The following is a 22496-nucleotide window of genomic DNA, read 5'->3' as shown; positions in this document are numbered from 1 at the left end:
CGGCGCGGGGGTGCTTGTCAAGGCATCTTTCCCGCCTTGACAAGCACCCCCGCGCCGTAGTCACACTCAAGCTTCGGGGTGGTGGCCCCGCCCGGGCGCAATGTCGCCGCCAGGCGACGAGCCGCCCGCGAGCGAGAACTCAGAGACTACCCACCCACCCCTCAACAGCCTTAGCCGTAGTCTCCACATCCGCATCAACAATACTGAAATGATCCCCAGGAACAGTAACCACGACATCCGCCCGATCCCAAGTAGTCCGCCACAACCCAGGATCCTCCTGAGCCCGATCAACGGAATCCCCAGCGGTGACAAACCGCCGATCCGGCCGAACCAAAACCACCGGCGCGGAAACCTCAGGCAGCTCAACCCCGTCCAGCAACCCGAGATAATAAGCCATAGCAGTCAGCTTATCCCGGTCGAACGGCCCGAACTGCTCCTCCCGCTCAACCATCCCGGCAGCCATGTCCCGAACCGTATCCCCAGCATCCCCGCCGTCCATCGCATAGGTATCAAGCAGAACGACCCCAGCCGCCCCAACCCGGGAAGCCAACGCATACGCCAGCACCCCACCAGATGAATGCCCCACCAATACGAACGGCCCATCCCCGGAAAGCCGAACACTCTCCGCCAACACATCCAGCAACGCGTCAAGATCAGCAGGCAGCAACTCCCCCGCCACGAACCCAGGCGTAGGCAGAGCAGCAACCCCGCGCACCCCGCGGAACCGAGCCGCGAGCTTCGCGTATTGATAAGCCCCGCCCATCCCAGCCGGAGTAGGCACCGCCAGCAACCTCACCCCAGCAGGCCCCTCAGCCAACTCCACCGGCCGCGGCTCCTCCGAAAGCTCACCCACACCACGGAAAACCGGCCGCAACTTCGCAGCCGCCCCCAGCAACGCGAGACCGTTCTCGACCTGTCCACCCCGGACAGCCTCAAAGAACATCTCCGTAACCGGATCCCCGCCAGTCTCAACCGCAGGCCCAGTCAATACGCCGAGCAAATGCCTAGCCAACCCCGCCGGCGTCCGGTGATCGAACGCAACCGAAGCAGGCAACGAAACCCCAGCCACCCCACCGATCCGATTCCGCAACTCAACCGCGGTCAGCGAATCGAACCCGATCTCCAGGAAGTGCGCGTCCTCGTCAAGCTCAGCAGCATCGGCATACCCAAGCAGCCCAGCAACCTGCTCGAGCACAAACGCCAGCAGCCCCTTCTCCGTGAGCTCCAACTCCGAGACATCGTCAGCCACCGCACGCCGCTTCTTCACCACAGTCTGCCCGGCCGAAGCAGCCTCCGGAGCCACCAGCTCCCGCAACGTAACCGACTCCGCCGCGGCAACCGCCCGCCCAGAACGATCAGCGAACAGCACCGCCACCTGATCATCCCCCACCGGAGTCACCCGAACCCGAAGCTTCGCCGCCCCAGTAGCGAACAGCCGGAAGTCCCGCCACTCCACCGCATCCCCGCCGACAGCGGACAGCGCGGCATCAAGCACCACCGGAGACAACCCGAACCGCTCATCCGGAGCGACTTCAATCTCCCCGAACACCACCCTGTCAACCGCCCAAGCAGCATCGAGCCGTCCAGCACTCACCGGCTCCGCCCCAGCAGGCGGCCACTGGCCGATGCCCTCCGGCTCGCCACCGTCATCCACCGCCAGCAGCCCCTCGGCATGCCGCGTCCAGACATCGTCGTGTCGCGAGTGGACAGTCACCGGGCGCTGCCCAGCCTCATCCAGCTCGCCCACCACGATCTGCACGTGCGCAGAAGCCAACGGCGACTCCACGGTCAACCGCACCACACGTCCGCACCCGACCTCGTCGCCTGCCCGAGTAGCCAGCTCCACAAAGCCAGCCACCGGGAACGGCTCACCGGCAGGCAACGTGCCGGTCAGCACCACAGTGGACGATCCGGCAACCGTCAACGCGGGCCCGAACAACGTCGCAAGCCCAGTCCCAGCAGCCCGCCGAGCCTCCATGTCCACCGACGGCCAGTACCGCGTCCGATGGAACGCATACGGCGGCAACGGAACGCTAGCCGCAGACCGCCCGGCGAACATCCGCCGAACATCCAGCCCCGCACCAAGAACGTGCAACTGCCCAGCCGCCAGGAGCGTCGAAGCAACCTCACCACGATTGCGTCGAAGCACCGGAACGAACTCAGCGTCCTCGATCACCGCCTCAGCAGCCGCGGTGAGCACCCCACTCGTACTCAACTCGACAAAGCGAGTCGCCCCCGAAGCCTGCACCGCGTCCGCAAACCGAACCGTGTTGCGGCAGTTAGCCACCCAATGCGCCGGATCGGACAGCTCGTCCGTCACCTCGGCGCCAGTGACCGTCGAGACCACCGGCACGGTCGGCGTCGCGAACGTCAACTCCTGCGCGATCTCTTCCAGCTCTTCGAGAATCTCGTCCAGCAACGGCGAGTGTACCGCACAATCGATCGCCAGCCGGTTCGTGCGCCGGCCAAGCTTCTCGAAGTGTTCGACGATCGACTGAACCGCACCGTCCACACCGGACACCACCACCGACCTCGGCCCGTTCACCGCGGCCAGCGCAACGTCGTCGCCCAGCAACGGCCGAACCTCGTCCGCGCTGGCCTCGACCGCGACCACCGCACCGTCCCGCGTCTCCGCCATCAGCTGACCCCGGTGCGCGACAAGCTTCACCGCATCGTCCAAAGAGAACACCCCGGCCAGATGCGCAGCCGCGATCTCCCCGACCGAATGCCCGACAAGCACGTCCGGCCGCTGCCCCCACGATTCCAGCAGCCGATACAACGCCACTGAGAAAGAGAACACCGCGGCCTGACTGAACTGAGTCCGGTCCAGCAACTGTGCATCCACCGACCCAGCCTCAGCGAACATCACCGCGTGCAGAGACCGACCGAGATGCTGATCGAACTTCGCCGTCACCCGCTCCAACTCATGCGCGAACACCGGGAACGCAGCGGACAACTCCGGGCCCATCCCTGCCCGCTGGCTACCCTGCCCCGGCAAGAGGTACGCAGTCCGCCCGCCAGAGCGAGCACGCCCCGTCACCGCAGAGTCCGAAGTAGACAAAGCCGCCAGCGCCGCGCGAAGCTCGGCGGCGTCCGAGCCGACCACCGCAGCCCGATGCGAGAACAACGGCTGACGATTCGCCTGCGAGAAAACGACATCCATCGTCGGGTACGCGTCGAGGTGCGCCAGCAACGCCCGAGCCTGATCCGGAAGCGCCGCCGCAGTACGAGCCGAGAACACGAGCGGCGGCAGCACCCCACCGGAATCAACCGTCTCAGCCGCTTCCGCCACAACGTCCGGAGCCTGCTCCAGGATCACGTGCGCGTTAGTCCCGCTGTACCCGAACGCCGACACCGCAGCACGACGCGGACGATCCACCTCGGGCCAGTCCCGAGACTCGTCCAGCAGCCGCACAGTTCCGGCAGCCCAGTCGACATCGTGCGTCGGCTCGGTGACGTGCAAGGTCGACGGCAACACTCCGTGCCGCATCGCCTGCACCATCTTGATCACCCCGGCGACACCCGCCGCTGCCTGAGTGTGCCCGATGTTCGACTTCACCGAACCAAGCCACAGTGGACGGTCCACTGACCGCTCCCGGCCGTAAGTAGCCAGCAGCGCAGCAGTCTCAATCCGGTCTCCCAGCGGAGTACTCGCGCCGTGACCCTCGACAGCGTCCACATCGGACGCCACCAGGCCAGCCGCCGTCAACGCCCGCCGAATCAGCTTCTCCTGCGCCGGAGCACTGGGCGCGTTAAGACCATTGGAAGCACCGTCCGCGTTGACCGCACTGGACTTCACCACGGCCAGCACGTCGTGCCCGTTGCGCTGCGCGTCAGACAGCCGCTCGACCACGAGCACCCCGACGCCCTCGCCCCAGCCAAACCCGTCCGCTGCGGCCGAGTACGGCTTGCATCGACCGTCCCGAGCAACCGCACCATCAAGGAACTGCGCAAACGGCGCCGGCGAAACGAGCGCCGAGACCCCCGCGACCAACGCGAGCGAGCAGTCCCCACCACGCAACGCCTGGGTCGCCTGATGCAAGGCCACCAACGACGACGAGCACGCGGTATCCACCGACACTGCAGGCCCTTCGAGACCGAACGCGTACGCGACCCGTCCGGAAACAACGCTGCTCAACGCACCAGACCCGCGGTAGGCCCCGCCGCCCTGTTCGAGCGCGTCGCCCGGGTCGTAGTCGGACTGCATCACGCCGACGAACACCCCGGTCGTGCTTCCCTTGAGCGCCAGCGGATCCACGCCAGCGTTCTCCAGCGCGACCCACGACGACTCCAGCAACATCCGCTGCTGCGGGTCCATCATCACGGCTTCGTTGGGGCTGATGCCGAAGAACGCCGCGTCGAAGTCGGTGGCGTCCGGCACGAACCCGCCGCGCGGCGTGCCGCCGTCGGGCGCGACCTGCTCCAGCCAGTGGTCCATGTCCCAGGCGCGGTCGGTCGGGAAGTCGCTGGTCCCGTCCTGACCAGCGGCGACCAGCTGCCACAGCTCATCCGGCGTGGTCACGCCGCCAGGGAACCGGCAGGCCATGCCGACGATCGCGATCGGCTCGTCGCTGCCCACGACGGTGGTCTCCGGCCCGGCCGCGTCCGCGTCCAGGTCACCGAGCAGCTCGTCGTGCAGGTGCGCGGCAAGGTCGCCAGCGGTCGGGTGGTCGAAAACGAGTGTCGCGGTGAGGCTGAGACCGGTGACCTCGTTGAGCGTGTTTCGCAGCTCGACCGCGGTCAGCGAGTCGAAGCCAAGGTCCTTGAACGCCCGATCGGCGTCGATCACGTCCGTCGACGTGTGTCCCAGCACCGCCGCCGCGTGCTCGATGACCAGGTCACGCAGGTGGTCGAGGCGCTTGTCGGCGGGAAGCCGGACCAGTTTGCCCAGCAACGAGTCCGTCCCGGCCTCGCGGTCGGCTACGGTACGCCGGGCTGCCGGGACTAGGCCGCGCAGCAGGTCCGGCACCGCGCCGGCCTCGCGCCACGCGGGCAGATCGAGCTTCACCGGCACGAACACCGTGCCCGTCGACCTGACCGCGGTGTCGAACAGCGCCAGGCCCTCCGCCGCGCTGAACGCGCCGAGCCCGCGCTTGCCGTTCGTTTCGCCAGCCATCCCGGCCGCCGATTCCCACATGCCCCACGCCAGCGAGTGCGCCGGCTTGCCTTCGGCACGACGGTGCGCGGCGAGAGCGTCGAGGAAAGCGTTAGCGGCGGCGTAGTTCGCCTGGCCAGGAGCACCGAGCACCCCGGCGGCCGAGGAGAAGGTGACGAACGCTTCGACGTCGCCGACGAGCTCGTGCAGATGCCAGGCGGCGAGCGCCTTCGGGTTGAAGACGCCGTCGATCCGCTCCGGAGTCATCGACGGCAGCACACCGTCGTCCAGCACACCGGCGGCGTGCACCACAGCGGCGACCGGGTGTTTCTTCAGCAGCCGCGTCACCGCCCGGCGATCGGTGAGGTCACACGCGGCGACAGTTGTTTCCGCGCCGAGTTCGGTCAGTTCCGCGACAAGTTCCGCACTGCCCGGTGCCTGGTCACCACGGCGGCTGACCAGCAGCAACCGCTTTGCGCCCTGCTTCGCGAGGTGCGTGGCCACGATCCGGCCGAGCGCCCCGGTGCCGCCAGTGAGCAGCACGGTTCCAACAGACCAGTCGACCGGCTCCCCCAGCTCCGGCGTCGCCCGGACGAGACGCGGCACGCGCACCTCGGTGCCGGACACCCGCACCGCCGATTCGTCGGCCGCCGCGATGGCCGCGAGCTGCTCGTCGGTCGCGTCGCCCTCGACGAGCACGATCCGCCCCGGGTCCTCCACCTGCGCGGACCGGACGAGGCCAGCCACCGCAGCCCCGGCGAGGTCGTCGCCAGTCACCACCAGAAGCTTCTCTTTGCCGTCCGACTGCAGTTTGGACAGTGCACTGTGGACGGCCTTCTTTGCCTTCGCCGCGTCATTCCCGGCCTTCGCCGAGTAGACCTCGTAGGTCGCCTGCGCATCCGGCAGAGTCGTCGGCACCCAGTCCACTTCGTACAGTTCGTCCGAACCAGTCGGAGCCGCGGCCGCCAGCTGTTCCTCGCTGATCTGCCGCAGCTTCAACGTGCCGACCCGCGCGACCGGTGCCCCGGCGCTGTCCGCAAGGCGCAGCTCGACGGCCTGCTCACCGGTCGGTCGCACGTGGACACGCAGTGAGGACGCACCAGTCGCGAAAAGCTCCACTTCGGACCAGGCGTACGGCAGAGTCGTCCCTTCCCCGGCCGCCGCGCTGAGCCCCACGGCGTGCAGGGTCGCGTCGAACACCGCCGGGTGCAGGCCGAACGCCTCGGCCCCGATCCGTTCCTGCTCGGGCAACGCGATCTCGGCATAGACGTCCTCGCCGCGCTGCCACGCCGCCTGCAGCCCCTGGAACACTGGCCCGTAAGCCATCCCGTGTTCGGCCAGCATGTCGTACATTCCCTCGACGTCCACCGTCTCGGCACCGGCCGGCGGCCATTCGCTGAGGTCGAAGTTCGTCCCGGAGGCCGCAGCCGCGAGCGTGCCGTCCGCGTGCCGGGTCCAGCCGACGGCGGTGGCGAGATCGTCGGGTCGCGAGTGGACACTGATCGGCCGAGTCCCATCGGCGGCCGGAGTTCCGATGCGCACCTGGATCCGCGCGGCACCCTTCGCAGGCAGCACGAGGGGCGCATGCAGAGTCAACTCCTGGACGCGGCCGCAGCCGACCTCGTCACCGGCGCGCACGGCAAGTTCCACAAAAGCCGTGCCAGGCAACAGGATCGAGCCACCAACGGCGTGGTCGGCCAGCCACGGATGCGTCGCCGTGGACACGCGACCGGACAGCACCACGCCGTCCGCGTCGGCGAGCAACGTCGCCGCGCCGAGCAGCGGGTGGTCGACCGGGTCGAGGCCCATCGACGAGACATCCCCGGATTCGGACGAAACCTCCAGCCAGTAACGCTGGTGCTGGAAGCCGTACGTCGGCAGGTCAGCCCGGCTCGCACCCCGCGAGGCGAAGTGCGCGGCCCAATCCGGCACCACTCCGCGGACGTGCAGCGTCGCCAACGCGGTCAGCAGCGCCACGTCCTCGGGGACATCACGACGCTGGCCCGGCACGGCAACCGCGTCACCGGCGGACTGCGGGACCACGGCGGTCAGCGGCGCGTCCGGGCCTAACTCGAGGAACCGGTTGATGCCGTCAGCTGCGAGCGCGCGAACCGCATCCGCGAATCGGACCGGCTCGCGGACATTGCGCACCCAGTACTCGGGGTCGGTCAGCTCGGCGTAAACCTCTTCACCGGTCACGCTGGAGATCACCGAAATCGTCGGCTGCGCATAAGCAATGCTCTGCGCGACGGCGCGGAACTCGGCGAGCATCGGCTCCATGAGTCGCGAGTGGAACGCGTGCGAGACCTTGAGCTGCGTCGTCCGCCGCCCGGCATCGCTGAACTTCGCGGCCACCGCTAGGACGGCGTCCTCAGCACCGGACACCACCACGGAACGCGGTCCGTTCACCGCAGCGACGTCGACCGTCCCTTGTGGATCGTGCTCCGCGACCTCCTCCGGAGTTCCTTCGACGGCCACCATCGCGCCGCCCTTCGGCAACGCCTGCATCAACCGTCCGCGAGCGGCGACCAGCTTTGCCGCGTCAGCCAACGAGAACACGCCCGCGCAATGTGCGGCAGCAAGCTCGCCGATGGAGTGTCCACACAGGGCAGCCGGAGTAAGGCCCCACGATTCGACCAGCCGGAACAGCGCGACCTCGAACGCGAACAGCGCGGCCTGGGTGTTCGCGGTCTGCGCCAGCACGTCCGCGTCGCCGTCGACCACCGCGCGGATCGGCCGGCCGAGATGCCGGTCCAGCTCCGCGCACGCCGCCGCGTAAGCCTCGGCGAAGACCGGGAAGACCTCCAGCTGACGTCCCATCCCGACTCGCTGAGATCCCTGTCCGGAGAACAGGAACGCCAACGACGCCTCACCGCGCGCCAGACCGCTCACCGCGCCCAGCTCACCATTCGCGAGCGCGTTCAACGCGGGCAGAACGTCCTCAATGGACTTCCCGATCACGGCCGCCCGGTGGTCCAGATGCGTTCGCGACGCGCCCAAGGTGGCGGCGACGTCGAGCAGGTCCAGTTCCTGATGCGCCGCAAGGTGTTCGGCCAGCCGCGCTGCCTGCGCCCGCAATGCCTGCGGCGTCCGGCCGGAAACGACCACCGGGATCGCGGCCTCGTCGCGCGGACTTTCGACAGCGTCCGGTGCCGGTGCTTCCTCAATGATGATGTGCGCGTTGGTCCCGCTGAGCCCGAAGCACGACACCGCACCGCGACGCGGCTGTTCCCCGCGCTCCCAGGGCCGGGCCTCGGTCAGCAGCTCGACCTTGCCGGAGGCCCAGTCCACGTGTCGAGTCGGCTTGTCGACATGCAGCGTCTTCGGCAGCAGGTCGTTGTTCAGCGCCAGCACGATCTTCAGCACGCCAGCAACACCGGACGCGGCCTGCGTGTGGCCCACGTTCGACTTGATCGACCCCAGCCACAGCGGCTCTTCGCGCTCCTGGCCATACGTCGCGAGCAGCGCCTGCGCCTCGATCGGGTCGCCCAGTTTGGTCGCGGTGCCGTGTGCCTCGACGACGTCGATCTCGTCCGGCCGCAGCCGCGCGTTCGCCAGCGCCTGCCGGATCACGCGCTGCTGCGCGGGCCCGTTCGGCGCGGTCATGCCGTTGGACGCGCCGTCCTGGTTGATCGCGGTGCCGCGGACGATCGCCAGCACCGGGTGCCCGTTGCGCCGCGCGTCGGACAGCCGCTCGACGAGCAGCATGCCGCAACCCTCGGACCAGCCGGTACCGTCCGCCGAGTCGGCGAAGGTACGGCAGCGAGCGCTGCGGGCAAGCGTTCCGTCAAGGGAAAACTCAACGAACGTACGAGGCGTCGACATCACCGAAACACCGCCGGCGAGCGCGAGGGTGCACTCACCGTTGCGCAGTGCCTGCACCGCCAAGTGCAGCGCGACGAGCGAGGACGAGCACGCGGTGTCGATGGTCACCGCGGGTCCTTCGAGCCCGAAAGTGTAGGCGAGGCGGCCGGAAATGACGCCGGAAGAGCCGTAGCTGCCCTGATAGTTGTGATACATCGTGCCCGCGAAAACGCCGGTCGGGCTGCCCTTCACGGAATGCGGCGCGATCCCGGCGCGCTCGAACGCCTCCCAGGACGTTTCGAGCAGCAGCCGCTGTTGCGGGTCCATCAGCAGCGCCTCGCGCGGGCTGATGCCGAACAGATCGGCGTCGAAATCGAGCGCGTCGTGCAGGAACCCGCCCTCGCGCACATAACTCGAACCCGGCCGCTGCCCGGTCGGGTCGTAAAGCCGTTCGAGGTCCCAGCCCCGGTTCGACGGGAACTCGCCGATCGCGTCGACGCCCCCGGACAGCAGTTCCCACAACGCTTCCGGGGTGCCCGCGCCGCCGGGAAGCCGGCAGGCCATCCCGACGATCGCGATCGGCTCCCGTGCGGCTTCGGTGAGCTTGCGGTTCTTTTCGCGCAACCGCTCGGTTTCCTTCACCGAAGCCCGGAGCGCACCGACCAGCTTCTCCTCGGAGTTGCCCACGTGCCCACGTTCCTTCCGCGTCGCATGCTCGCCCGACGTCGTGACGATACGAGCGCGCCCGTGCGCGGACCCACCCCTAACGGCCCCTGCCGCGCCGGTCTCGCCCGCCCGGCCAAGGTCCGCTTTAGACGGTCTTTAGGGGTTGTCGCACGCACCGGCGGCTGTCAGATTTTGCTGGCGTTCCAAGCCATTTCGCACGGCTCGTTTCCGCTGGGGGTTTCACCGCCCGGACAAGGACTGGGGAATCGTATGCACACGTTGACACGCAGGCTGCTGGTGGTGGGAGCCCACGGCGACGACGAAACGCTCGGCGCGGGCGGGACTATCGCCCGGCTCGCCGACGAGGGCGTCACCGTTTCGCTTTGCATTCTCACCAACGACGACGGTTCGCGTTCGGCCGCCGGCGCCGAGGTCACCAATCGCTCCGACGCGATCGAACTGGCCGCGAAAACGCTCGGCATCGAGCGCGTGCGAGTCCACGAATTCGGCGACAACCGGCTCGACACGGTCAGCCACCTCGAACTGAACCAGGTCGTCGAGCGCGAGGTCCGCGAATTCGAGCCGGACACCATTTTCGCCACGAGCATGTGCGACCTGAGCACCGACCACGCGCTGGTCAGCCGTGCCGCGCGGGTCGCCGGACGGCCGGGCAAAGGCCCGGTGCGCGAGGTCCGCACCTTCGAGATCCGCTCCGCCACCGACGTCGGAGAGGCCTCCGGGCTGCCGGTCACGTTCCGGCCGAACTGCTGGCAGATTCTCGACGAAAGCCACCTCGAACGCAAAATCGAAGCGCTGCGCGCCTACGGCAAGGAACTCGAGCCGTGGCCGAATCCGCGCAGCGAACGCGGTGTCCGCGCCCTGGCCGAATACCGCGGCTCGCAGGTCAGCGCCGGCCTCGCCGAGGCCTTCGAAATCGTCCGTTCGGTCCGATGACCGCGTTTTCTCCCGCTTTTCCCGCTCGCTTTTCCCACAGCCCATCCAGAAACGGGTGACCAGGAATGACCAGTACTGTCGCTGAATTCGAGACCATCGCCGAACGGAACGAACTGACGTCGGTCGCGGTGATCGGGATGGGCTACGTCGGCCTGCCGACCGCGCTCGGCCTGCACGCCGGCGGCGTCGGCGTGATCGGCATCGACCTGTCGCAGAACCGCCTCGACTCGATCCGCACCGGCGAGGTCGACCTCATCGAGGCCGACCACCGCAGGCTCGAGAAAGCCGTGCACCAGGAGGACTTCCAGCTCACCACGGACTCGGCGCGGATGGCCGAGGCGGACGCCGTGCTGGTGTGCGTGCCGACTGGTCTCGACGAGTACCTGATGCCGGACCTCGGCCCGCTCGAGGCGGCGTGCGCGGCACTAGTCGCCAACGCCCGCCGCGGCCAGACCTTCATCCTCACCTCGACCAGCTACGTCGGCACCTCGAACCGGCTGCTGGTGAAGCCGCTGGTGGCCAAGGGATTCACGATCGGCCGTGACCTGTTCGTGGCGTCCAGTCCGGAGCGGATCGACCCCGGGAACGTCACGCACACCCAATCCGAGACGCCGCGAGTGCTGGGCGGCGTGACCCCTGTGTGCACCGCGATGGCGCAGCGTGTCATCAACGTGCTCACCCCGAGCGTGCACTGCGTCAGCTCGCCGGAAGCGGCGGAGATGACCAAGCTGTACGAGAACACGTTCCGTGCGGTGAACATCGCGCTGGCCAACGAGTTCGCGGAGATCAGCGACGGCTTCGCGATCGACCCGATCGAGGTCATCGACGCGGCGGCCAGCAAACCGTACGGCTTCATGGCCTTCCACCCCGGCCCCGGCGTCGGCGGCCACTGCATCCCCTGCGACCCGCACTACCTGCTGTGGCAACTGCGCGCGACGCAGAGCAACGCGCCGCTGGTGACCCAGGCGATGCACGCCATCGCGGAGCGGCCGAAGCAGGTTGTCGACCGCGTACTCAACACACTGTCGCGCGAAGGCAAGGGCATGGCGGGTACGCGCGTGCTGGTGGTAGGCGTGACGTACAAGCCTGGTGTGCAAGACGTGCGTTCTTCGTCCGCGCTCGACATCCTCGACCTTCTCGCCGCGAAGGGCGCGAAGGTCGGCTACTACGACCCGCTGGTCCCGAACGTCCGGGTCACCGGCGGTTCGCTCGACACCGTCCCGGAGCCGGAAGGCCAGGACTGGGACGTCGCGCTCATCCACACCATCCAGCCGGGCCACGACTACGAATGGCTCGCCGACTGCCCGACCGTCATCGACGCCACTTATCGCTTCGACCGCGCGCTCTTCGCGAACTGATTCTTTTCGGGGGTTCCGGGTGGCGGAGCCCCCGGCCTGGGGCGAAGCCCCACATGACACTGAGAGGAAAACACAGTGCGTTACCTGATCACCGGAGGCGCCGGGTTCATCGGCTCCCACCTCACCGAGCACCTGCTGGCCCGTGGCGACGAGGTCGTCGCACTGGACAACCTCAGCACCGGCACCCTGGACAACCTCACCGGCTTCGCCGGACACCCCGGATTCCGCTTCGTGCGCGGCTCGATCACCGACCCGAACGCGGTCGAATCGTGCATGGCGGGCATCGACGCCGTGTTCCACCTCGCCGCCGCGGTCGGTGTGTTCACCATCCTCGACAAGACCATGGACAGCCTGCGCACCAACCTGCACGGCACGGAGAACATGCTCGACGCGGCGCTGCGCCACGACGTGCCGATCCTCGTCGCGTCCACGAGCGAGATCTACGGCAAGAACACCGCCGACGGCCTGCGCGAGGACGACGACCGGATCATCGGGTCGCCGCTGAAGAACCGCTGGTCCTACGCCGAGGCGAAGGCGCTGGACGAGACGTTCGCGCACCTGTACGCGGTGGAGCACGGCCTGCGCACGGTGATCGTGCGGCCGTTCAACACGGTCGGGCCGCGCCAGACCGGGCGCTACGGCATGGTCATCCCGCGTTTCGTGACGCAGGCGCTGGCCGGCGAGCCGATCACGGTGTTCGGCGACGGACAGCAGACCCGCTGCTTCTGCCACGTGCAGGACGTCGTGCCCGCGCTGGCGGACTTGCTCGCCGACGAATCCGCGTACGGCAAGGTGTTCAACCTCGGCAGCAACGAGCAGACCACCATCTCGCAGCTGGCCGAGCGCGTGATCGGCGCGACCGGTTCGAGCAGCACCATCACGAAGGTGCCGTACGAGGAGGCGTACGGCGACGGGTACGAGGACATGCAGCGGCGCATTCCCGACTGCACCCGCGCGTACAACCAGATCGGCTTCGTGCCGACGCGTTCGCTGGACGACATCATCGAAGCGGTGGTCGCTGACCGTCGATCCTGACCTGTTCTCGGTTCCTGCTCCGGTGAAGGGCCTCTTGCGGATTTCGCGCGAGAGGCCCTTCAAGCGTTTCGGAGCTTGACGTAGACGGCCGTCAAGTGGCCGGCGGCGGTGTTCGCGGACACTCCCAGTACCTCCGCGATCACCGCCACCGGCATGCCCTGCGCGGCGAGTTCCGCGACTCGCAGCTCTACGTCGGTCAGCACCCTTGCTCCCCGCAGCTTTTCCGTCCGGCTTTCCGTCAGCTTTTCCGTCACTGCCCGGCACCGGCCAGCTCTCCGGCGAGCGCGCTCCGCCCCGCCACGCCGAGCTTCCGGTACACCCTGGTCAGGTGCTGCTCCACAGTGGACACTGTGATGTACAGCGTTTCGGCGATCTGGCGGTTGGTCCGTCCGTGCGCCGCGAGTTCCGCGACGCGCAGTTCGGCCTCGCTGAGCGCCGTCGCAGCCGCTCCCTCCGGATCCGCGCGCGGCGGCTCGGGTCTCGACGCGACCGGACGAGGAGCGAGCGGACGCATCGGCTGCCGCGGCACCTGCACCGGTTTCACCAAGCCCGCCGAACGTTCCGCGCGCTGGCCGAGCTGGTTGATCGCACGGACCGTGCGGGCCAGCTCGAGCCGGTCGCCGGATTCCTTGAACGCCTCCGCCGCCCGGTTCAGCAGACCGGACCGCGCACCAGTCTCCCCGGCGAACGCCAGCACCCGCAGCGCCACTGCCTGCGAAAACGCGTCCGTCGTGTCGGCCAGCTGCTGTTTCGCCAGCTCGACCGCCAGGGTCGGGTTCCGCAGCCGCAGATTCGCTTCCGCAAGATCGGTCCGCCACGGTGCCACTGCGGGCAGGTCGAGGTTGCGGTCACGGAGAATCCGTTGGCACTGCTGGAAATCGCTCACCGCTGAGAGCCCGCGGTTCGTGGCCAGGTGGAACTGCCCGCGCGCCCTGAGGAACCGTACGCCGCCGAGTGTCGTGTACACCGTTTCGGGCAGAGCGTGTCGCAACACCGCAGCTGCGGCCTTGAACGCGCCTGCCGCGGTGTACGCAGTCAGCATCGTCGCCAGCGGGTACGTGATCGCGACGCCCCAGTTGGGTTCGTCAAGCAGCGCGAGCGCCCGGCTCGCCGCCTCAGCCGCTTCGGCCGGTTCGCCGCGACGCAGCAACAGACTCGCACCGATGGCGTCGAGCATCGCTTTCCACGTCACCGCGCCGCGATACTCGGCCTCCTCGGCCAGCGAAGAACACCAGCCTTCCGCGCGGTCCGCCTTGCCGTCGTACGCGAGCGCGAGAATGGCCGTGGCCAACGCTTCCAGCGAAGTGTCCGAGAGCCGACAGTTCTGCAGAATCCGCTCCGCGCACACCGAAGTCTCTTCGCTGCCACCGACCTGCCATACCGACGCGAGGGTGGTTGCCGTGCGCATCCAGGGATCCGATGCGTCGACCGACAACTGCGGTGCCGCGCCGTAATGCCAATGCGCGGCGAGAGTCAGTTCGGCAGCCATGCGCGGGTGTAGCGGCTCGAGGTCGTCGCCCAGCCGGACCAGCGCGGACTCGAACATTTCCCGGTCACCGAACCACAATGACTGACGCACCAACGCGATCCGGTCCGATTGATCGAGCGAACCAGCGTCACGCAACGCCGCGAGATGCGGTGCGGCCGCCGCCGGGTTGACCCGCCAGGTGATCTTGGCCAGCAGCTGCGAGATCATCTGCTGCTCCCACGACGCGGTGGTCGTTGATGCCGCCAGATGCAGACAGCGGGTGGCGAAGTCGACGTCGTCGCCGAGCATCACCTGCTCCGCCGCCGCGACCAGCACCGGCAACGCCCACTCCGCCTGCGCTTCGCCCGCCGCCACGAGATGCCGTGCGACCTCCGGTGCCGACAACCCACGTGCGTGCTTCACCTCAGCGGCCCGGATGTGCAGCTGCACCTTCTCGGACCCGCGCAACCCGCCGACGACCGCCGCCGCGGCCGGCTGCTGCCGGAAGCGCACCCCATCGACCAGCCCAGTCTCCACAAGCAGCCCTGCCGAAGCCTCCGCCTCGACCGGATCGACGCCCGCGACCGTCGCCACCGCGTCCGTGGTCACGTCGGTGTCCAGCACCGCGATCGCCGTCGCTACTTCCCGCAGCGGCGAGCCGTAGCGATGCAGAAGCCGTTGCACCGCATCGGAATACGCTGCGCCGTCGTCCATCGAGCTACGAGATGCGTCAACCAATGCACTGACCAGCAACGGATTCCCCGCGCTCAGCCCGTGGATCCGCTCGGCGTCGCCGTGGTCCGCGACCAGCTGCGCGATCGCCTCCACGGTGAACGGCGTGAGATGCACGTACCGGTGCGGCTGCGCGGCGAATTCGACGCCCTCACCCGAATACCAGCCGTCCGGCTGCGTCAGCACCAGCAACATCGCGGCCGACCTCGCCCGCCGCTGCAACCGCAGCAACAACCGCGCCGAGGTCTCGTCCACGTGCTGCAAATCGTCGACCGCGATCAGCAACGACCGCTCCCGCGCCAGCCGGTGCAATGCACTGCACAACGCGGCGATCCGGTCCTCGCCATCAGCCGCGGCCAGTACCTCGCGCGGCAACGCCGGGCTGGCCAGCAATTGGTCGAGCACGCCGCCGTCGACGTCGCGTTCGTCGGCCGCTCCCGCCGCGGTGAGCGTCAGAACGCCCAACTCGCGGGCTCGCGCCACAACTTGGTTCTGTACCTGAGTTTTCCCGCTGGCCGGTCCTCCGCCGACCAATACCGTGTCTCCTGCCCCCGCATCGCATTCGATCAGCAGGCCCTCAAGGAGGGACACTGCTTCGTTCGGCTCGGTGCGGCGGTTCTGCCCCCAGTTCACGCCCATCGCAAGCTCCTCGACCCAACGGTCATCTTCCTGCGTGTGCCACAGTCGCAGCCGCCCCCTAAGCACAGCCAACCGCGATCTAAAGTCACTCAATCAGGTGATCACGATTACCTTGCGTTGTTTTCGACTGGGGTTTTCCTTGCGGTGCCGTCTGCATGCGAGGGGCGGCTTTCCTTGGGCGAGCTTGCGTTTTGGCTCCGGACAGTGATCTTGCTTCGCTTGCTTCCGCAGTTGAGGATGACCAGTTCGAGCGATGGCGTAATCGAACGTGCGTTCGAGAAAATGAAGGGGTGTCCACGACTACGACGCTCCCGGCCTGGCAATTGTCAGACCAGGACCTGACCACCAGACTCCTGACGACCCAAAGACAGCAGAACACCGCCTACGCCGCACAACTGGAGACAATCCGGGAAGTGGAAGCGCGCGGCGCCGTGCCCGAGGGCTATTCCTCGACCGCGGCCTACCTGGCGACGATCCTGCACGTGACACCGCGCGAGGCCCGAGCCCGGCTCGCCCAAGCCACCGGCTCCTTGCCGCTGACATGGAAAGCCTTGACCGAGGGCGAAATCACCGCCCAGCACGCAGCCGTGATCGCCGAATTCCTGGCCGACGCACCGAGATGGCTGACCCCCGAGGACTACACCGTCGCCGAAGACACCCTGGTGACCCTCGCGGCACAGGCGAATCCCGGTACGGTCCGCCGGGCCGCGACGCGCCTGAAGATCTACTGGGACAGCGATCCTGCCGACGTGCCTTCCTTGGACCCGGACGCGGTTTCCGGCTCGGATCCCGACTCGGGCTCGGGCGTGGGTTCCGCGCGCCCCTGGCGAGAATTCCGCTGGCACTGGACCCGAACCGGCCGCTTCCGCTTCACCGGCAACGTAGACCAGGAAACCGGCACGTTGATCGAACAACTGCTGGTCCCCCTGGCCGCACCGGACCCCGCGACCACGCCGGACACCCCCGACCCCCGCACTCCAGCAGAACGCCACGGCGACGCGATCGCCGCGATCGTCGACCTGGCCGCCCGCACTCCCGACCTGCCCGCCAAAGCCGGCGAACGAGCAGTCGCCACAGTGACCGTCGACCTGAAAACCCTGCAGAGCAACGCCAAGGCGGTCTTCACCGACGACGAGTCGGTCCTGCCCGCCTCCCACCTGCGCCGCATCCTGTGCGACGCCAAGGTCTACCCCGCCGTCCTGGGCACCGAAGGCCAGGTCCTCGACCTAGGCCGCTCGGCCCGCACCGCCACGAACGCCCAACGCCGGGCCCTGGCAATCCGAGACCGCGGCTGCACCTTCCCCGGCTGCGACCGAAGTCCAAAGTGGACAAGCCCGCACCACATCGTCCACTGGGCCAACGGCGGCGCGACAGACCTGGACAACCTCGCCTCGTGCTGCGAACGCCACCACCGCCTCCTGCACCACAGCGGCTGGCAAATCCTCCTCCGCGACGGCGTCGTGTACTGGATCCCGCCGTCCATCCTCGACCCCGAGCAGAAACCTCTGCGCAACACCGCCCACAACCCGCCACCCATCCCGCTGGGCCACACACGACGGCAAGCCGCTCCGCGCCCGGCTCACACTCCACACCCGTCGGCCGCAGCCTCATGACCGCCGCCCCCTGCACGCGGACTCGCATCCACAACCGCGAGTCCGGGCGATGGCCCCTGCCTGGACGCGCTCAGAACCCGACGAGAAACAGGACACCAGCAACGACAAGACCAAGCTCGACAAGAAGGACAAAGATGCGTTCGCTGATACGGCCGACGATGCGCTTCCCCGCCCAAACACCGAGCAGAATGGCGGGAGTCAGCGCGAGACCGAAGAGCAGGACCCGCCACGTGAGCAGGTCACCCACGCCATAGGTGGCGATCTTGGCGAGGTGCATAGTCAGCACGCTGGCAGCTTCGGTGCCGATGTAAGCGCCGCGAGTCAAGCCGAGAGCGAGGAAGAACGGGGCAGTGAGCGGGCCGACCGAGCCCAGCAGCGCTGAACCAAACCCGGAAGCCGCATCGACCACCGCGAACGACGGCGGCGCAGGCGTCCGCGGCCGACGTCGCAACCGTCTCCAGACGACAACCCCGACAAGAAAGACGCCGAGGACCCGCTTGAGCGGCGCGAGCGGAGCATGGGTGAGCAACAGCCCTCCAGCGACCGCGCACGGTACGGCTCCCAGCGCAACTCCCGCCGGTTAAGCCATACGCGGGATCCGTTGGAAGACAGCTGCGTCAAGGTCATCGTGGGAACAGCGACACGCAGCCCGAATAACGCGGTGAAGACCGGCAACAGCAAGACCCCACCGCCAAATCCGGCGACCGCGGAAAGCACCGCAAGCAGAAACGCAGCGAGGGAGGCAGCGACCAAGGCAGGCAGCAAATCGACCGGCACCGCCTCAGGCTGCCACCCGCACCGACCCGACGCCTCGGCGCACCTTCGCCGACGTTGCCCCCTCCTCAGCCAAGCCCCAGGCCACTAGGGGTTGTCCCACGCTGCCCAGCCCCGAACACTCCTGGTTTTGTGACTGCAGTGGACGAAACACCCGCGAACGCACGCACAAGCCGGTGGATCCGCCGTTTCCACCCGACCGACCAGGCACGGGTGCGTCTGGTGTGCCTCCCGCACGCCGGCGGCTCGGCGACCGCCTACTTCCCGCTCTCCGCAACGGCGGCCGGGCAGAACTTCGAGGTGGTCGCCGTCCAATACCCCGGCCGCCAGGACCGCCGCACGGAACCATGCCTGGACACGGTCGCCGCTATCGCCGACGCGATCACCGACGACCTGGCCGACTGGTCCGACCTGCCCGTGGTCCTGTTCGGCCACAGCATGGGCGCCACCGTCGGCTACGAGGTGGCCCGCCGCCTGGAGGCGCAGGGCAATCCCCCGCTAGGCCTCTTCGCGTCCGCCTGCCGGGCCCCGTCAGCGCAACGCATCGAGTTCATCCACCAGCGCGACGACGATGGTCTGATCGCCGCGCTCAAGCAACTCAGCGGCACCGACGCCGGCGTACTGGGCGACGACGAACTGTTGCGCATCGTCCTGCCCGCGATCCGCGGCGACTACACCGCCGTCGAAACCTACCGGCACGAACCAGGTTTGGAACCAAGCTGCCCGATCCAAGTCCTAGTCGGCGACGCGGACCCGGTAACCGACCTGGACGAGGCCGACGCCTGGCGCGACCACACCACCGGCACCTGCCAGGTCAAGATCTTCCCCGGTGGCCACTTTTACCTGAACGACCAGCTCAACGCCGTCCTGAAGACGATCACCACAACCCTGGCCGGATGGCAACCGGGAATCTGCCGGGGATAAGGGTGGGGAAACCCCAGGGAAGCTTCAGGAGCACACCCCATGGTTCCGGCCCGCCGGTTCCGAGAAACTAGGTACATCAAGGAAACACCCCCTCAACCAGGAGGCCATCATGATGGCGATCACCACCGCCCCCGGCGTCACCCAGCGCATGCTCGCCAACGGCCACCTGGAGCTGACCTGCCGCACGACCAACCGCCACATCGAATGCGAGCCGATGGCCGCCGCGATGTGGATCGCCCTGAAGCAGCACAACGGCGACGTCGACCAGGCCGCTACCACCCTCTCCGCCCTGTGGGAAACGAACGAAGACGACACCCGCTACGACCTGATCGCCCTGGCCGGTTCGCTGTGCTCGCTGGGCATGGCCACCGAGTCGTAACCGGAATCGCCTCAAGGCCAGCGGACGCCGCGCCAACCTCAGCGGCTCACCGCAGGTCGGCATCCGCACGTAGAACGACCCAGCCCGCACGGAAACCGCAGCCGAGCCTGGCCCGAAGCGCGGCAAGCCCAGCCCAGCCCGGCCTGCGCAACGCAACTCACGCGACACTCCCGGCCGATGCGCCACTCACGCTCGAAGCTTCCCCGACGCGAACGGCACTTGCGCCAACTCGCGCACCAGACCCGAGCACCGCAGCACTCTCCAAGACAGCCGAACTCCGCACCTGCGCAGCAACAAGACGCCCACCGCGGAACCACAACCCTGCGCGGGAGACACCGGCAACCGCTGCCCAAACGCGGTACTCCAGAAGGATCAAGCGACTCCGCCGCAACCAGGCCTCAGGACTGCTCCAAAGCCCGCTCAATCGCTCGCCGAGCCCGCCCCGCGGCCGTCCGGTCATGCTGCAACTGCATAGCCGCATTCAGCGCCAGCCCGGCCGCGATGATCTCGAACAACGCCTGCTCGACATCGAACCCAGCAGGCAACCCCCCGTTCTCCACCGCCGCCGCCAAGTCGGCCCGCAGCTGCTCCCGCCAGCGCGACCACACCTCGGCCACCGCGTCGCGGACCCGCCCGGGGCGGCCGTCGTACTCGGTGAGCGCCGCGGTCATCAGGCAGCCGCCGGGGAGCAGCGGCGCTTCCAGGTAGTCCACGGAGTTGGCGCACACCGCGCGCAGCCGCCGCAGGCCTGGCGGTTCGGGCAGCGCGGGCTCCACCACCCGGTGCCAGAAGTCCACGAACGCCTTGTCCAGCGTGGAGATCTGCAGCGTCTCCTTGGTGCCGAAGTGCTTGTGCACCCCGGACTTGCTCATCTCCAGTTCCTCGGCGAGCCGGCCGATCGTGATCCCGTCCAGCCCTTCCTCGGAGGCGATCTCGGCCGCCCGCTCGAGGATCCGGCCCCGGGTGGCCTGCGCTTCGGCCGCTGAACGTCGCGGTGACATGCGCCAAGGATAGCGTACGGACGTTCGCTATTGATTAGAGAACGTCCGTACGCTAAATTCCGGGCGACCACCGAGACCAAGGAGCACGAGATGCGGTTGCGACGACTGGGCTGGGCCGGGCTGGAGATCGAGGCGAGCGACGAACGCCTGGTGATCGACTACGTCCGCGACCTGTCACCGCTGTTCACCGGCTGGAAGTCCGGCGAAGGACTGGCGGAGCCGAGCGGGATAGCCACTGCCGCACTGGTCTCCCACCTGCACCGCGACCACACTGACGCCGCCGCGCTCGCGGACGTGCTGGCACCCGCAGCGCCAGTGCTCCGGCCGACGCCCGGCTACGGCGACGACGTGGACAACGTCACCACCCTGCCCGCCGAACACGAGCTGCTTCGGCACCGCCTTACCGTCGAAGTCGTCGATCCCTGGTCCACCCGCGAGATCGGACCGTTCCGTGCCACCGCGGTCCCCGCCGTCGACGGACTGGGCGACCCGCAGCTGAACTGGGTCGTCGAGGCCGACGGGCAGCGCGTTTTCCACGGCGGCGACACCATGTTCCACGGCTACTGGTGGCTCATCGCGCGCCGGTTCAGCCCCTTCGACGCGGCGTTCCTGCCCGCCAACGGCGCGGTGGTCGACGCGCCGCATCTCCAGCCGCCGAGTCCGCTGCCCGCCGCGATGGACCCGAGGCAAGCCGCCGCAGCCGCGGAAATCCTCGACGCCCGGTACGCGGTCCCGATGCACTACGAGTCCGAGCAGCTGGACAAGATCGCGGGCTACCTCGAAGTTTTCGACCCGGAGGCCGAGTTCCGCCTGCAGGCCGGACGCCGGGCATGCGTGCTGCCTGTCGGGGAATGGCTGGACTTGGCGCACACAACCGGAAGCTCCGCCGTGACAGCGGATTCAAGCAACAGGGCCTAGCTCCCAGACGCGGCTGTCTGGCTTGGTGCAGCGGAGCCGAAACCGCGCGCTCGCTGGCCGCGCGGGGTGTGAGCAGGCTACTATCAGTTCAGATGTTCATAACATCTGTTTATGGCATCGGACTTGGAAGGAGCTGGTCAGCGGTGCGCGTGCTCTTCGCCAGCCTCGCGTCGGTAGGGCATACCTATCCGCTCATCCCGCTCGCGGTCGCCGTCCGGGAGGCTGGGCATGAGGTGCATTTCGCGGCGGGCGAGAACGTCCACGCGTCCTTGCATCGCAACGGATTACGGCCTTTCCGGCCAGCGGATTCGTTCTACGAGATCTACGCCGAGGACCTCGAGCCTGACCTGGCGCGGCTGCGGCCCGACCTCATCGTCCATGAATGGGGACAGTCGGGTCCGGCGATCGCGGCGCAACGGGCGGGGATTCCCAGTCTCTGGCACGGGTTCGGCCGCATGTTTCCTGACGGAATCGGGTTGGAGAAGCCCACGCTGGATCGGCCGCATCTCGATACTTGTCCGCCGTCCTTGCAGGACAAGGACTTTCTCGCGACCGCTGAGCGGATAGAGCTGCGGCCGGTCGCCTATTCCGAGCCGCTGCCGGAGTGGCGGGTCGAGAGGACGTCGCGGCCGCTGGTCTATCTGACGCTCGGCACTGCGTTCGGCACGGCGGAAGTGCTCACCACAGCTATCCAGGGTTTGACGGCGGCCGGCATCGACGTGGTGGTCGCGGCTGGGAATGTCCGACTCGGGGCGGTGCCAAAAGATGTCACGGTCCATGAGTGGGTACCGCAGGCGGAGTTGTTGCCATATGTCGACGCGGTTGTGCATCACGGCGGCAGCGGTACAACGCTCGGCGCGCTCGCGGTCGGGGTGCCGCAGCTGGTTCTTCCGCAGGGAGCGGACCAGTTCGCCAATGCGGACGCCCTCAGCGTTGCGGGGGCTGCGTTGAGCATTCTGCCCGGAGAACTCAGTGCGGACAGTGTTGCCGAGAGTGTCCGGAAACTGCTGTCACCGCGCGGCGGGCACCGGGACGCGGCGCGGGCGATTGCTGAGGAGATCGCGCGCATGCCGTCGCCCGGAGAGGTTGCCCGCGATCTGCCTCGGTGGGCGGAGAACAGGTAGCGGCCGCCCGCG

12 protein-coding genes and 1 pseudogene are annotated in these 22496 nt (G+C 68.1%); 8 read left to right on the top strand and 5 right to left on the bottom strand.

Going from position 1 to position 22496, the window contains the following annotated elements; all coding sequences use genetic code 11:
• Window positions 1-139: 139 nt before the first annotated feature.
• Window positions 140-9586: an SDR family NAD(P)-dependent oxidoreductase gene (locus AB5I40_RS37375; protein ID WP_370934867.1), complete on the bottom strand. Its 9447-nt coding sequence runs from the start codon at window positions 9584-9586 to the stop codon at window positions 140-142.
• Window positions 9587-9835: 249 nt separating this feature from the next.
• Between AB5I40_RS37375 and AB5I40_RS37370 the strand changes: the two genes are divergently transcribed.
• The 3 genes from AB5I40_RS37370 to AB5I40_RS37360 all read left to right on the top strand — a co-directional run bounded on the left by AB5I40_RS37370 (window position 9836) and on the right by AB5I40_RS37360 (window position 12912).
• Window positions 9836-10519 (top strand): PIG-L deacetylase family protein, encoded by a 684-nt coding sequence (locus tag AB5I40_RS37370; protein ID WP_370934866.1) that lies wholly within the window; start codon window positions 9836-9838, stop codon window positions 10517-10519.
• Window positions 10520-10584: 65 nt separating this feature from the next.
• The gene (locus tag AB5I40_RS37365; RefSeq protein WP_370934865.1) at window positions 10585-11877 is read left to right on the top strand and encodes a nucleotide sugar dehydrogenase; all 1293 of its coding nucleotides are present in this window, start codon (window positions 10585-10587) and stop codon (window positions 11875-11877) included.
• Window positions 11878-11952: 75 nt separating this feature from the next.
• On the top strand, window positions 11953-12912 hold the full coding sequence (locus AB5I40_RS37360) for an NAD-dependent epimerase/dehydratase family protein (RefSeq protein ID WP_370934864.1): 960 nt from the start codon (window positions 11953-11955) through the stop codon (window positions 12910-12912).
• A gap of 59 nt (window positions 12913-12971) precedes the next feature.
• On the opposite strand, the gene AB5I40_RS37355 is transcribed toward AB5I40_RS37360, so the two are convergent.
• Both AB5I40_RS37355 and AB5I40_RS37350 read right to left on the bottom strand, forming a co-directional pair.
• The gene (locus tag AB5I40_RS37355) at window positions 12972-13166 is read right to left on the bottom strand and encodes a LuxR C-terminal-related transcriptional regulator (RefSeq protein WP_370934863.1); all 195 of its coding nucleotides are present in this window, start codon (window positions 13164-13166) and stop codon (window positions 12972-12974) included.
• Entirely contained in the window at window positions 13163-15751 is a 2589-nt protein-coding gene (locus tag AB5I40_RS37350) for a response regulator transcription factor (RefSeq protein WP_370934862.1), read from the bottom strand. The genes AB5I40_RS37355 and AB5I40_RS37350 overlap by 4 nt, the downstream gene beginning before the upstream one ends.
• A gap of 290 nt (window positions 15752-16041) precedes the next feature.
• Here AB5I40_RS37350 and AB5I40_RS37345 point away from each other — a divergent pair, with 290 nt between their 5' ends.
• Window positions 16042-17364, top strand: coding sequence for a DUF222 domain-containing protein (locus tag AB5I40_RS37345; protein ID WP_370934861.1), 1323 nt, complete (start codon window positions 16042-16044; stop codon window positions 17362-17364).
• A gap of 70 nt (window positions 17365-17434) precedes the next feature.
• Here AB5I40_RS37345 and AB5I40_RS37340 read toward each other — a convergent pair.
• A pseudogene (locus AB5I40_RS37340) lies at window positions 17435-18081 on the bottom strand (TSUP family transporter).
• Between the two features lie 198 nt (window positions 18082-18279).
• Between AB5I40_RS37340 and AB5I40_RS37335 the strand changes: the two are divergent.
• The gene (locus AB5I40_RS37335; protein WP_370934860.1) at window positions 18280-19062 is read left to right on the top strand and encodes a thioesterase II family protein; all 783 of its coding nucleotides are present in this window, start codon (window positions 18280-18282) and stop codon (window positions 19060-19062) included.
• Window positions 19063-19171: 109 nt separating this feature from the next.
• On the top strand, window positions 19172-19441 hold the full coding sequence (locus AB5I40_RS37330; RefSeq protein ID WP_370934859.1) for a hypothetical protein: 270 nt from the start codon (window positions 19172-19174) through the stop codon (window positions 19439-19441).
• Window positions 19442-19839: 398 nt separating this feature from the next.
• On the opposite strand, the gene AB5I40_RS37325 is transcribed toward AB5I40_RS37330, so the two are convergent.
• The gene (locus AB5I40_RS37325; RefSeq protein ID WP_370934858.1) at window positions 19840-20442 is read right to left on the bottom strand and encodes a TetR/AcrR family transcriptional regulator; all 603 of its coding nucleotides are present in this window, start codon (window positions 20440-20442) and stop codon (window positions 19840-19842) included.
• 90 nt (window positions 20443-20532) lie between these two features.
• Between AB5I40_RS37325 and AB5I40_RS37320 the strand changes: the two genes are divergently transcribed.
• Entirely contained in the window at window positions 20533-21360 is an 828-nt protein-coding gene (locus AB5I40_RS37320) for an MBL fold metallo-hydrolase (protein ID WP_370934857.1), read from the top strand.
• A 143-nt stretch (window positions 21361-21503) separates the two neighbouring features.
• A complete protein-coding gene (locus AB5I40_RS37315; protein WP_370934856.1) occupies window positions 21504-22484 on the top strand; it encodes a glycosyltransferase in 981 nt (326 codons plus the stop codon).
• Window positions 22485-22496: the final 12 nt, after the last annotated feature.

It is taken from the genome of Amycolatopsis sp. cg13 (assembly GCF_041346965.1).
Classification (GTDB): Bacteria; Actinomycetota; Actinomycetes; order Mycobacteriales; family Pseudonocardiaceae; genus Amycolatopsis.
This window is presented reverse-complemented; position numbering and strand designations above follow the sequence as displayed.

Coding starts and splice junctions, on each gene's coding strand:
- AB5I40_RS37325 (WP_370934858.1), bottom strand. CDS start 20,442: ATGTCACCGCGACGTTCAGCGGCCGAAGCGCAGGCCACCCGGGGCCGG.
- AB5I40_RS37320 (WP_370934857.1), top strand. CDS start 20,533: ATGCGGTTGCGACGACTGGGCTGGGCCGGGCTGGAGATCGAGGCGAGC.
- AB5I40_RS37330 (WP_370934859.1), top strand. CDS start 19,172: ATGATGGCGATCACCACCGCCCCCGGCGTCACCCAGCGCATGCTCGCC.
- AB5I40_RS37370 (WP_370934866.1), top strand. CDS start 9,836: ATGCACACGTTGACACGCAGGCTGCTGGTGGTGGGAGCCCACGGCGAC.
- AB5I40_RS37365 (WP_370934865.1), top strand. CDS start 10,585: ATGACCAGTACTGTCGCTGAATTCGAGACCATCGCCGAACGGAACGAA.
- AB5I40_RS37350 (WP_370934862.1), bottom strand. CDS start 15,751: ATGGGCGTGAACTGGGGGCAGAACCGCCGCACCGAGCCGAACGAAGCA.